At 72.4% G+C, this 11,936-nt stretch carries 12 protein-coding genes; 7 read left to right on the top strand and 5 right to left on the bottom strand.

Annotated features, from left to right (window positions below):
* Positions 1-95 precede the first annotated feature (95 nt).
* From B0I31_RS19070 to B0I31_RS19055, 4 genes are read left to right on the top strand one after another with little or no spacing between them, the layout of a single operon-like run.
* Positions 96-1,010, top strand: coding sequence for a hypothetical protein (locus B0I31_RS19070; RefSeq protein WP_106616742.1), 915 nt, complete (start codon positions 96-98; stop codon positions 1,008-1,010).
* Positions 1,011-1,013: 3 nt separating this feature from the next.
* Positions 1,014-2,642 (top strand): DNA polymerase Y family protein, encoded by a 1,629-nt coding sequence (locus B0I31_RS19065; RefSeq protein ID WP_245950087.1) that lies wholly within the window; start codon positions 1,014-1,016, stop codon positions 2,640-2,642.
* Positions 2,642-2,872 (top strand): hypothetical protein, encoded by a 231-nt coding sequence (locus B0I31_RS19060; RefSeq protein ID WP_106616741.1) that lies wholly within the window; start codon positions 2,642-2,644, stop codon positions 2,870-2,872. Before B0I31_RS19065 ends, B0I31_RS19060 begins: the two co-directional genes overlap by 1 nt.
* Positions 2,872-6,174, top strand: coding sequence for an error-prone DNA polymerase (locus tag B0I31_RS19055; protein WP_106616740.1), 3,303 nt, complete (start codon positions 2,872-2,874; stop codon positions 6,172-6,174). The genes B0I31_RS19060 and B0I31_RS19055 overlap by 1 nt, the downstream gene beginning before the upstream one ends.
* Positions 6,175-6,507: 333 nt before the next feature.
* Here B0I31_RS19055 and B0I31_RS19050 read toward each other — a convergent pair whose 3' ends face one another.
* The gene (locus B0I31_RS19050; RefSeq protein ID WP_106616739.1) at positions 6,508-7,071 is read right to left on the bottom strand and encodes a dihydrofolate reductase family protein; all 564 of its coding nucleotides are present in this window, start codon (positions 7,069-7,071) and stop codon (positions 6,508-6,510) included.
* A gap of 75 nt (positions 7,072-7,146) precedes the next feature.
* Between B0I31_RS19050 and B0I31_RS19045 the strand changes: the two genes are divergently transcribed.
* Complete coding sequence (locus tag B0I31_RS19045) at positions 7,147-7,737, top strand: TetR/AcrR family transcriptional regulator (RefSeq protein ID WP_106616738.1); 591 nt, start codon at positions 7,147-7,149, stop codon at positions 7,735-7,737.
* On the opposite strand, the gene B0I31_RS19040 is transcribed toward B0I31_RS19045, so the two are convergent.
* The 4 genes from B0I31_RS19040 to B0I31_RS19025 are packed head-to-tail and all read right to left on the bottom strand — an operon-like array spanning position 7,712 to position 11,011.
* The gene (locus tag B0I31_RS19040; protein WP_106617041.1) at positions 7,712-8,005 is read right to left on the bottom strand and encodes a DUF3017 domain-containing protein; all 294 of its coding nucleotides are present in this window, start codon (positions 8,003-8,005) and stop codon (positions 7,712-7,714) included. The genes B0I31_RS19045 and B0I31_RS19040 overlap by 26 nt on opposite strands.
* A gap of 19 nt (positions 8,006-8,024) precedes the next feature.
* Entirely contained in the window at positions 8,025-8,873 is an 849-nt protein-coding gene (locus tag B0I31_RS19035) for a bifunctional methylenetetrahydrofolate dehydrogenase/methenyltetrahydrofolate cyclohydrolase (RefSeq protein ID WP_181320245.1), read from the bottom strand.
* Between the two features lie 13 nt (positions 8,874-8,886).
* Positions 8,887-9,819, bottom strand: coding sequence for a DMT family transporter (locus B0I31_RS19030; protein ID WP_106616736.1), 933 nt, complete (start codon positions 9,817-9,819; stop codon positions 8,887-8,889).
* A complete protein-coding gene (locus B0I31_RS19025) occupies positions 9,812-11,011 on the bottom strand; it encodes an MFS transporter (RefSeq protein ID WP_245950085.1) in 1,200 nt (399 codons plus the stop codon). The genes B0I31_RS19030 and B0I31_RS19025 overlap by 8 nt, the downstream gene beginning before the upstream one ends.
* A 109-nt stretch (positions 11,012-11,120) precedes the next feature.
* Here B0I31_RS19025 and B0I31_RS40685 point away from each other — a divergent pair, with 109 nt between their 5' ends.
* On the top strand, positions 11,121-11,624 hold the full coding sequence (locus B0I31_RS40685; RefSeq protein ID WP_181320244.1) for a YbaB/EbfC family nucleoid-associated protein: 504 nt from the start codon (positions 11,121-11,123) through the stop codon (positions 11,622-11,624).
* Positions 11,621-11,932: a WXG100 family type VII secretion target gene (locus B0I31_RS19015; protein WP_245950083.1), complete on the top strand. Its 312-nt coding sequence runs from the start codon at positions 11,621-11,623 to the stop codon at positions 11,930-11,932. Before B0I31_RS40685 ends, B0I31_RS19015 begins: the two co-directional genes overlap by 4 nt.
* The last annotated feature ends 4 nt before the right edge of the window (positions 11,933-11,936 follow it).

Here is an 11,936-nt window from a genome sequence, read left to right as displayed (position 1 = left end):
CCTGTCGTTCGAACAGGTGTTCGACAGACAGGTCGCCGAACTTCCCACGGCGATCCGCGCACAGGGGTGCGCGCGGATCAGTGGGAGGAGGGCGGGTGTCCAGGTCGGCAACGGCGACGCTGACCGCGCTCGGGGTAGGCGCGGCGGGCGAGCTGACCACGGCACCGGCCCGGACCCTGCCGGTTCGCGGGGAACTGGCAGGGCTCCTCCCGTGGGGCGGCCTGCGGCGGGGCAGCACGGTGTCGGTGCGCGGGTCGACATCGTTGCTGCTCGCGCTGATGGCCGCGGCGACAGGGGAAGGATGCTGGGCGGCCGTGATCGGCCTGCCGGGGTGTGGGGCACTCGCGGCGGCCGAGTTGGGCGTGGCCGTCCATCGGCTCGCTCTGGTCCCTCGACCTGGGAGGGACCAGAGCGAGGTCGAGAAGACCGTCGCCGCACTGCTGGACGGTTTCGACCTGGTCGCGCTGGCCACACCGGTCACCGCGGCGACCTCGCGCAAGCTCTCGGGCCGGGCGCGCCACCGCAAGGCGGTCCTGCTGCCGTTCGCGGTGCCGTGGCCGGGTGCCGACGTGGAGCTGACCGCGACCTCGGGCCGGTGGACGGGCCTGGAACCCGGCCACGGCCTGCTGACCAGCCGGACGGTGACGGTTCAGGCGACCGGCCGAGGCGCCGCCGCCAGACCGCGGCACACCACGCTGGTGCTGCCCGGCACCACCGATGCCACTGACAACACCAACACGCCACCGCGGCGTCCCGCCCTGGTCCCGCTGTCGGCCGACTCGGCGCAGTCGGTCGCCGATCCGGCGCTGTCGGCGGCCCGTTCGCCGCTCTCGGCTGCCGGTCGGTCGCCGGGTGCTGCCGGTCCGTCGTTGACCGCTGCCGGTTCACCGCTGTCGGCTGCTGGTCCGTCGCGGGGTGCTGCCGGTTCGTCGCTGCCCGCCGGTGGGTCGTCGTCGGCTGCCGCCGGTTCGGCGTTACCGGCCTTTTCGGCCGCTGTCGAGGCGGTGTGAGCCGTGGACGTCCCGTCGAAGAAGGTGAACCCCCTGTACACGCTCGCCGTCTGGTGCCCTGACTGGCCGGTCGTCGCGGCCGCCGCGGAGGCCGCGCTCCCACCGCACGTGCCCGCCGCCGTCATCGTCGGATCGGGTGAAGTCATTGCCTGCTCGGCGGTCGCGCGTGCCGAAGGGGTGCGGCGCGGGATGCGGCGGCGGGCGGCCCAGGGGCAGTGCCCCGAGCTGGCCGTCTTCGAGTACGACGAGGTGCGCGACGCCCGCCTCTTCGAACCGGTCGCGGCGGCGGTGGAGGAGTCGGCGCCCGGGATCGAGGTGGTCCGGCCGGGGTTGGTGGTCGTCGCGGCCCGAGGGCCGGTCGGGTACTTCAAGTCCGCCGAGTCGGCCGCCGAGCGCCTGGTCGACCACATCGCGGTCCGCGCGGGTGTCGAGGCGCAGGTCGGGTTCGCCGATGGGCTGTTCGCGTCGACCCTGGCCGCGCACCGCGGGCTGGTCGTGCCGCCCGGCCGGACCCGCGACTTCCTCGCGCCGCTGGGCATCCACGAACTCGACCAACCCGCCGAGCGCCGGGAGGACCGGGCCGCGCTGGTCGACCTGCTGCGCCGGCTCGGCCTGCGCACCCTGGGCGCGTTCGCCGCCGTGCCCGAGCGGGACGTCGCCACCCGCTTCGGCCGCGCCGCCGTGCTGGCACACCGGCTGGCCTCCGGGCTGGAGGAACGTCCCAGGTCACGGCGCCGCCCGCCACCCGAGCTGTCGGTCACCCGCGACCTCGACCCGCCGATCGACCGGGTCGACGCGGCGGCGTTCGCGGCCAAGGGCCTCGCCGAACGCCTGCACGCCGGCCTCGCCGACCGCGGCCTGGCCTGCACCCGCCTCGGCATCCACGCCACCACCGAGAACGGCGAGGAGCTGCACCGGGTGTGGCGCTGCGCCGAGCCGCTCACCCCGCAGGGCATCGCGGACCGGGTCCGCTGGCAGCTCGACGGCTGGCTCACCCGCGCCCGCCTCGACCGTGCCACCTTCTCCCGGGCAGGGCCCACCTCGGGCATCCACCTGCTCCGCCTCGACCCGGAGGAGGTGGTCGACGCCACCGCCCTGCAACTGGGCCTGTGGCCGGGCGCGGGTCAGGACCAGGGCGAGGCGGCGGAACGGGCGGCGCGCGCGATGGTGCACGTCCAGGGCCTGCTCGGGCCGGACGCCGTGCTCACGCCCGTGCTCGGCGGTGGGCGTGGGCCGGTCGAACGGGTGCGGCTGGTGCCGTGGGGCGACGAGCGCACCCCGGCGGCCGACCCGGACCAACCGTGGCCGGGGCAGCTGCCCGGGCCGTCGCCCGCGACGGTGTTCGCCGAACCCGAACCGGTCGCGCTGCTGGACTCCTCGGGCGCGGACGTCGTGGTCACCGGCTACGCCGAGCTGGTCGCGCGGCCGCACCGGATCGTGCACGGCGGTCGGGCACGGCAGGTCGTGGCGTGGTCGGGGCCGTGGCCGGTGGACGAGCGCTGGTGGGACGCGGAGACCGCGCTGCGCGGTGCACGACTGCAAGTGCTGGGAACCGCGGCGGACGGCGAGGAACAGGCGTTCCTGCTGATCCGCGCGGGTGGCAAGTGGGCGGTGGAAGGGGTGTACGACTGATGAGCGGTGACTTTCCCGAGCAGGACCGACGAGGACTGGCCGAGTGGCTGGCCGACCACGGCGTGCCGGACCGGCGCGTACCGGACCAGCGCGTGCCGGACCAGCGGGGCGGACCGGCCTACGTGGTGAGCTTCGGCTGGCTGCCGGCACGGCTGCCACCGGCGGCGCCGTCGATCCCGGCGCCCCGGCGCGCGCTCGACGACGTGCCCCGCCGGGACGAACCGCGCTGATGGGCTGGAACAACCCGCCGGTCCGGTGGTCGGAGCTGGAGCGCGCGCTGTCGGGCAAGCCTCCGGTGCCGGACGGCGGCGACAGCCCGGCGTGGACGCGGCACCGCGACCGCTACGAGGCGCCACCCGACTTCGCGGTCAAGGTGGACGACCTCGGGGCGACGCGTGCCCGCGTGCCGTACGTCGAGCTGCACTGCCACTCCAACTTCAGCTTCCTCGACGGCGCGAGCCACCCGGAGGAGCTGGTGGAGGCGGCGCAGCAGCTCGGGCTGGACGGGGTGGCGTTGACCGACCACGACGGCATGTACGGCGTGGTGCGGTTCGCCGAGGCCGCCAAGGAACTCGGCATGCGCACGGTGTTCGGCACGGAGCTGAGCCTGGGGCTGTCCGCGCCGCAGAACGGCGTGCCCGACCCCGAGGGCGAGCACCTGCTCCTGCTGGCCACCAACCGCGACGGCTACCACGCGTTGTGCCGCACGATCACCACCGGGCAGCTCGCGGACGGCAGCGAGAAGGGCCGGCCGGTCTACCGGTTGGAGGAGGTCGTCGCGGACACCCGGGACGACTGCGTCGTGCTCACCGGCTGCCGCAAGGGCGCGGTGCGCCGTGCGCTGGCGCGGGAAGGGCCGGAGGCGGCGTTCGCGCAGCTGCGTCGGCTGGTCGAGCTGTACGGGGCGGACCGGGTGTTCGTGGAGCTGACCGACCACGGCTACCCCGAGGACGGTCCGCGCAACGACCTGCTCTGGGGCATGGCCCACGACCTGGGGCTGCCGACCGTGGCGACGAACGCCGTGCACTACGCGGTGCCCGCGCGCGGTCGGCTGGCGGCGGCGATGGCGGCGGTGCGGGCGCGGCGCAGCCTGGACGAGCTGGCCGGTTGGCTGCCACCCGGCCGCACGGCGTGCCTGCGGTCGGGGGAGGAGATGGCCCGCCGGTTCGCCCGCTACCCCGGCGCGGTGCACCGCTCGGCCGTGCTCGGCCTGCAGTGCCAGTTCGACCTCAAGCTGATCGCGCCGCAACTGCCGCCGTTCGACGTGCCGGCGGGACTCGACGAGAACCGCTACCTGCGTCACCTCACTTATGAGGGCGCGGCCCGCCGCTACCGCTCGATCGGCGAGAACCCCAGGGCGTACCAGCAGATCGAGCACGAGTTGAAGATCATCGAAGAGTTGAACTTCCCCGGTTACTTCCTCGTCGTGCACGACATCGTCTCGTTCTGCCGGCGCAACGACATCCTGTGCCAGGGCCGCGGCTCGGCCGCGAACTCCGCGGTCTGCTACGCCCTCGGCATCACCAACGTCGACGCCGTCCGCTTCGACCTGCTCTTCGAGCGGTTCCTGGCACCCGCCCGCGACGGCCCTCCCGACATCGACCTCGACATCGAGTCCGACCGCCGCGAGGAGGCCATCCAGTACGTCTACCGCAAGTACGGTCGACGGCACGCCGCGCAGGTCGCCAACGTCATCAGCTACCGCGGCCGGTCGGCGATCCGGGACGTGGCGCGGGCGCTCGGCTACTCGGTCGGCCAGCAGGACGCGTGGAGCAAGCAGATCGACCGCTGGGGCCCACTGCGGTCCACAGTGGACGAGGGCGGTATTCCCGGCCCGGTGCTGGAACTGGCCGCCGAGCTGGAGAACTTCCCGCGCCACCTCGGCATCCACTCCGGCGGCATGGTCATCTGCGACCGGCCGGTCAGCGAGGTGTGCCCGGTCGAGAAGGGCCGGATGACCGACCGCACGGTGCTGCAGTGGGACAAGGACGACTGCGCCTCCATCGGGTTGGTCAAGTTCGACCTGCTCGGCCTGGGCATGCTCTCGGCGCTGCACTACGCCATCGACCTGGTGCGCGAGCACGAGGGCGTCGAGGTCGACATCGGCGACCTCGACCTGGAGGACCAGCGCGTCTACGAGATGTTGCAGCGCGCCGACTCGGTGGGCGTGTTCCAGGTGGAGAGCCGCGCCCAGATGGCGACCCTGCCCCGGCTCAAGCCGCGGACGTTCTACGACCTGGTGGTGGAGGTCGCGCTGATCCGCCCGGGCCCGATCCAGGGCGGCTCGGTGCACCCCTACATCCGCCGCCGCAACGGCAAGGAGGAGTGGGACTACGACCACCCGCTGCTGGAGGGTGCGCTCAAGAAGACCCTCGGCGTGCCGTTGTTCCAGGAGCAGCTCATGCAGATCGCCGTCGACGTGGCCGACTTCAGCCCGGCGGAGGCGGACGAGTTGCGTCGGGCGATGGGCGCCAAACGCTCGACGCACCGGATGGAACGGCTGCGGGAGCGGTTCTACGAAGGGGCCAGGGCCAACGGCGTCGGTGGGGAGTTGGCGGAGAAGATCTACGCGAAGCTGTTGGCGTTCGCCAACTTCGGCTTCCCGGAGAGCCACGCGCTCAGCTTCGCGCACCTCGTGTTCGTCAGCGCCTGGTTCAAGCTCTACTACCCGGCCGCGTTCTGCGCGGCGTTGCTGCGTGCCCAGCCCATGGGCTTCTACTCGCCCCAGTCGTTGGTCGCGGACGCCCGGCGGCACGGCGTGCGCGTGCTCGGTCCGGACGTGAACGCGAGCCTCGCGCACGCCACCCTCGAGCTGGTGGACGGTGCGCAGGCCGTGCGCATCGGCCTGGGCGGCATCCGGACCATCGGGCAGAAGGTCGCCGAAGAGGTTGTGGCGCAACGGGAATCGGGCACAGGACCGTTCCGGGACATGGCGGACTTCGGCGCCCGGGTGCGACTGACCACCGTGCAGGTGGAGGCCATGGCCACCGCGGGCGCGTTCGGGTGCTTCGGGTTGGACCGGCGGGCGGCGCTGTGGTCGGCGGGTGCCGTGGCGAGGATCCGGCCGGACCGGCTGCCCGGCACCGTGGTCGGCACCGAGGCTCCCGCGTTGCCCGGCATGGACGAGGTCGAGCTGGCCGTCGCGGACGTGTGGGCGATGGGCCTGTCCCCGGACAGCTTCCCGACCGAGTTCGTCCGCGACCGGCTGACGGCGCTGGGTGCCCTGGCCACCGCGGAGCTGGCCGAGGTGCCCAACGGCACCAGGGTGTTGATCGGCGGCGCGGTGACCCACCGACAACGCCCCGGCACCGCGGGCGGTGTCACGTTCCTCAACATCGAGGACGAGACCGGGATGGTGAACGTCGTGTGCACCACGGGGTTGTGGGCGCGTTATCGCAAGGTCGCCCGGAGCAGCCCGGCGTTGTTGGTTCGGGGCGTGGTCGAGTCCGCCGAGGGTGTGATCAGCATTCGCGCGGAACGGTTGCAGCAATTGGATCTCCGTATTCCCTCCCGGTCCCGGGACTTTCGCTGACTCGGCCGGTGCCGCGGAAACAACCGTTTTCCCATTGCCGAGGTCCGGCTCGGTGGTTTCTTTCGGCTCGGTGTTTTCTTCGGCTCGGTGGTTGGGTCCGGCTCGGTGGTTGAGTCCGGCTCGATTTGACATGGGGCCCTTACGGGCACTCCAGGCAGGCCAAAGCCGGCAGGCCCGGCGGGGAAGAGCGTCCCGCCAGGCCTGCCGGCTTCGACCAGCCTAAAGCACCCGAACCCATGTCAAATCGGGCCTCGGTGGGCTGGCTGCGGGTCCGTTGTGGGCACGGTGGGCTTGGTGGCCACGGAGGGCGGGCGGGTTTGGTGATGGCATGGGTTAGGGGTTGGCTTTGGTGTAGGTGGTGAAGAGGACGCCGGAGTCGAAGATTCTCGTGGTGGCTTTGGCGAAGCGGGTGGTGGGGAAGTCGCCGGCGAAGAGGGGGATACCTTTGCCCAGGACGATCGGGTGGATTTTCAGGACCAGTTCGTCGATCTCGGGTAGAAGGGTGGCGGCCAGCCTGCCCCCGCCGCACAGCCAGATGCCCAGGCCCTGCTCTTCCTTCAGTTCGCGGACCTTGGTCAGTGGGTCGGTGATCACCTCGACGTCGTCCGGGGTGGTGCTCAGCCTGGTGGAGGCGACGTACTGGCGCAGATGTGGATAAGGGCTCGGCAGGCCGCCTGGGACTTGATAGGTGGCGCGACCCATCAGGATCGTGTCGAAGGTCTTGTTCGGGGTGTCGATGCCCATCGCCTCGCGCAGCTGCGCGGGCAGGGTGTCCGGGTACTCCTCGATCAGGGCGGTCATGTGGTCGCCTTCGAAGAGGAAGTCGCCGAAGCCGCCCTTCGGGTCCGCGATGAAGCCGTCGAGCGAGGTGGCGACGAAGTAGGACAGGGTTCGCATGTCGATCTCCTCCGGGAGGTTGGTTACCACTTTGACTGTAGTACTATGGCCGCAGTGGTTGTCAAGGGAGGGATCTTGGTGCGTAACCCGAACAGGCGTACCGCGCTGGTCGATGCGGCGGTCGAGGTGTTGGCGCGGGAGGGGGCGCGTGGTTTGACGTTCCGCGCCGTGGACCAGGAGGCGGGAGTGCCCAACGGCACCGCGTCGAACTACTTCACCAGCCGCGACGACCTGCTGCGACAGGTCGGTGAGTACATCCACGTCCGGGTTTCGCCGGACGCCGAGCGGTTGGCGGAGACGATGGCCGCGCCGCCGGACAAGAGCCTCGTGGTGCGGCTGCTCCAGGAGCTGTTGACCCGCCTCCAGGTCGACCGGACGGGTTACCTGGCGCTGCTGGAGCTGAGGCTGGAGGCCACCAGACGTCCCGAGCTCCAGGCCGCACTGACCAGGACGATCAGTGAGAACCTGGAGCAGAACGTCCGCTTCCACCTGGACGCGGGCCTGCCCGGCGACCGCACCACGGTGGTGTCGCTCTACCTGGCCATGAGCGGCCTGATGGTGGAGCACCTGACGCTGCCCGACGTGCTGCCGGAGGAGGAGATGACGGAGGTCATCACGGCACTGGTCGAGCGCACGCAGGTCAGCGGTCCAGCGGGCCGCCGATGATGGTCATCGCCACGAAGATCACGGCGAAGCCCAGGCCGGAGTACAGCAGCGCGTCCACGCTGCGACTCCGGATGGCGATCAGGCCCGCCTGCTCGTCGGTCACCAGGACGCGCAGGATCGCCGCGATGAGCAGCGCGACGCCGATCAGCACCGCGCCCTGCCGCCAGTGGTACTGCACGATTCGGAGCAGGCCCAGGCCGACCACCACGAGCACCAGCGCGAACGGCAGGTGCTTGCCCGCCGCGGACCGCCAGCGCTGTTCCGGCAACAACTCCACCGCTTCCGCCTCAGGCCGTGCGCTCGGCTGCCTCGACCGTGTTGGTCAGCAGCATGGCAATGGTCATCGGACCCGCGCCACCCGGGATCGGCGCGAGGAAACCCGCCACCTCGGCCACGTCCGGGTGAACGTCGCCCACCAGGCCGGCTTCGGTGCGCGTGATGCCGACGTCGACCACGGCGGCACCGGGCTTGACCATGTCCGCGGTGATCAGGCCGGGGCTGCCGGCACCCGCCACCACGATGTCCGCCCGGCGAACCTCGGCGGCCAGGTCCTTGGTGCCGGTGTGGCACAACGTCACGGTGGCGTTCTCGGAACGCCTGGTCAGCAGCAGCCCGATCGGACGGCCGACCGTCACGCCGCGACCGACGACGGTGACGTTCGCCCCGGACAGCGGCACGTCGTAGCGCCGCAGCAGTTCCACCACGCCGCGCGGGGTGGCGGGCAGCGGCGCCTCGTCGCCGAGGACCAGCTTGCCCAGGTTGACGGGGTGCAGCCCGTCACCGTCCTTGCACGGGTCGATGCGCTCCAGGATCGGGTTCGGGTCGAGGTGCCCCGGCAGCGGCAGCTGCACGATGTACGCGGTGCACGCCGGATCGGCGTTCAGCTCGTCGATGACCTCTTCCAGCTGCGCCTGCGTGATGTCCGCGGGCAGGTCGCGGCGGATCGACGTGATGCCGACCTTCTCGCACGCCAGGTGCTTGCCCCGCACGTACGAGTGCGAGCCCGGGTCGTCGCCGACCAGCACGGTGGCCAGCCCCGGCGTCACCCCCCGCTCGCGCAACGCGCCGACCCGCGCCCGCAGGTCTTCGAAGATCGCGTCCCGGGTGGCCCTGCCGTTGAGGATCGTCGCAGTCACGTGCCTCATCCTCTCATCCACGCCGACCGGGCAACGCGGCGACCACCACCGCGAGCAGCGTCAACGCCGTGCCGACCAACGCGAGCACGGACACCTGCTCACCTGCGGCGGGAGCGAGGACGTCCACCGCGAGCGCGCCGACGAGCTGCCCGGCGACCTGGCACAGCCCGACCAGCAGCACGCCGAGCCACCGCACCGCGAGCACGGCCGAGCCGATGGTGAAGATCCCGGTCGCGCCGCCCGCGTAGAACCACGGCTCGGTCGGCGCGGCCTCGGGCAGCCCCCGCACCGCCACGTCGACCGCGCACACGACGAGCAGCACCGCCGTCCCGGTGCCGAAGTTGACCAACGTGGTCACGCGGGTGCTCTGCGCCGCCTCGCGCACCAGCCCGTTCACCGCCTGCTGCCAGCCCAGGCCGAACCCGCCCAGCGCGGGCAGCAGCGCCAACCACAACGAGGACGCCTCACCGGCCTCGTCCGACACCGCCACCGCGACCGCCACCACGGCCAGCGCCGCACCGGCCACCCGCGGCCCCGTCAACGCCACCCGCCCGGCCGGACCGACGCCCGCCCGGTCCACCAGCAGGCTGCCCACCGCCTGCGCGCCCACCGCCGCCACGGTGAACACCGCCACGCCCAGCGCCGCGACCGTCAACCCCTGCGTGGACACGAAGAACGCGCCGCACGCCCCGCCGGCGCACTGCCACCAGCGGATCCGCCCGGCGCGCAGCGACGACCGCAGCCGTCCCAGCCCGGCCCGCCCGGCGACCGTCGTCGGCACACCCAGCAGCAACAGCGCGAACCCGCCGCCGAACGACACCAGCGCGGCCAGGAACCCGTCGCCGAACACGTGCCCCAGCTCGCCGTTCAACCGGCCCTGGACCGCCAGGAGCACCCCGCCCGCGAACGCGAGCACCGCGCCGATCAGCCGAACCCGGTCACCCAACGGGCACGGCCTTCCGGTCGCGCACCCGGCTCGCCAGCACCGCGCCGACCAGTGCCGCCGTCGTGCTCGCCCCGGCCGCCGCCGCCGGCCCGAAGTGGTCGAGCAGCGCCCCGGCGACCGGCAGCGCCAACGCCGAGCCCGCCGTGGTGAACGTGCCCATCCAGCCGAACGCCTCGGCCTTGCGCTCGTCCGGCGCGAGCCCGCTGATCCGCTGGTTGTTCGCCGCGATGGCGGGCGCGATCGCCATTCCGCCCACCCCCAGCACCACGCCGATCAACCACGCCGACGACGGGTCGAGCACGGGCGGCAGCACCAGGACCAGCGGTGCGACGCCCAACGCCATCAACAGCATCCGCCGGGTGAACCGAGCCTGCCCGGCGAGCCCGCCCGCGATCAGCCCGCCAACCACGGAGCCGATGCCCCACACCGCCGTCAGCACACCGGCCATCGCGGGTCTGCCCAGGTCACGCGCCCAGCCGATGATCACCATGTCGATCGACACCAGCGACGCCACCATGAACAGCGCCGTCAGCAACGCCAGCACCAGCGAACCGTCGCGCAGCAGCGTCCGTCCACCGCGCTCGACCTCGCGCGCCACCGGCCGGTCCAGCCCCGCCCGCCGCAGCGCCCCACCGAAGCCCAGCGCACCGAACACCGCCAGCGCACCGCACAGCCACAGCGCGACCTGCGCGTTCCACACCGCCACCACGGTCGCCGCCAACGCGGGACCGACGATGTACATGACCTCCTGCATGGACGCCTCGACGGTGAACACGGCGGGTCCCGTGGTCAGCCGGGGGAAGCTCGCCCGGCTCATCGCCGTCACCGGCGGCGTGGACAGCCCGGTCAGGAACGCCACCACCACCGCCAACGGCCACGCCGCGCTCGGCGTGACCGCGGGCAGCACGCCCAGCACCGCGATGCCCACCCCGTAGCCCGACGAGGTGACCAGCAGCAACCGCCCGGCCGGGCTCCGGTCCGCGGCACGGCCCCGCAGCGGCCCCGCCACGCCCATGCCCAGCGTCAACGCGCCGCCGACCACGCCGGCCAACGCGTACGACCCCGTCCACCCGGCTATCAGGAACGACACCGCCAACGGCGTACCCGGCAGGTGGATGCGGCCGATCATGGACCACAGCAGCAGCCCGGGCAGGTGGGGTATCGCGGCGAGTTCCCGGTACGGACGGAGCACGGTGACACTCTGCCCGCCCGCACCGACAACGCGATGCCGAATATCCGCGGGAACCCGGCGGCCTCGGTTAGCGTCAGCACCTCTGGAGAGCGCTCACGAGGGGACCGCTGTGACCGATCCGACAGGACGCCGGGCCGAGCTGGAGGCGCGGAACGCGGCCATGCGCGAGCAGGTCGACTCCCTCCTGGCCGAGCTGCGCAAGAAGACCGACGAGCTGCGCGAGACGCAGGCGCAGGCCATGGCGATCACCGCGACCGCGGTGTCCAAGGACGGTGCCGTGCGCGCCACCGTCGACTCCGCCGGCGCGTTGACGTCGCTGGAGTTCTCCGCGAACGCGTTCGAGCGCACCACCCCGGACAAGCTGGCCAGACTCGCCACCGAGACCGTGCGGCAGGCCGTGGCCAAGGCCCGGACCGAGCTGAACGAGGTGCTGGCGCCCGCGCAGCGGGGCGCGAGCGTCGACCTGTCGGAGATGCTGCCCGGGGTGCCGTCACTGGCCGACCTCATCCCCCAGCCGCCCGTCGTGCCGCAGCCGTCGACGCAACCGCGCCGGCCCGCGCCGCGATCCGACGATGACGACGGCGACAGCATCATGGACAGGAGTGGCTGGTGAGCGGGTTCGATGTCAGCGTGTCCGGTCTGCGCCGCGGCGCGGGCCAGTTCGGTGCGGCCGGTGACTCGCTGAGCGCCGTGCTGCAGTCGTTGAACTCGGCGTTGCAGGCCGAGGGGCAGTGCTGGGGCGGTGACGAGTCCGGGCAGGCGTTCGCCAAGCAGTACGTGCCGAACTCGCAGGCCACGTTGGAGGCCTTCGGCAACCTCGCCAAGGCCCTTGCCGACATCCGCACCGGCGTGGACCAGACCGCCGATGCCTACGAGGGTTCCGACCAGGGCAACGCGACCGGGATCTCCCGGACTTACTGAGGGG

The sequence above is a fragment of the Saccharothrix carnea genome, assembly GCF_003014735.1.
GTDB classification, from domain to species: Bacteria; Actinomycetota; Actinomycetes; order Mycobacteriales; family Pseudonocardiaceae; genus Actinosynnema; species Actinosynnema carneum.
The sequence above is the reverse complement of the archived record's forward strand: the minus strand, read 5'-3'. Positions and strand labels throughout refer to the sequence as shown.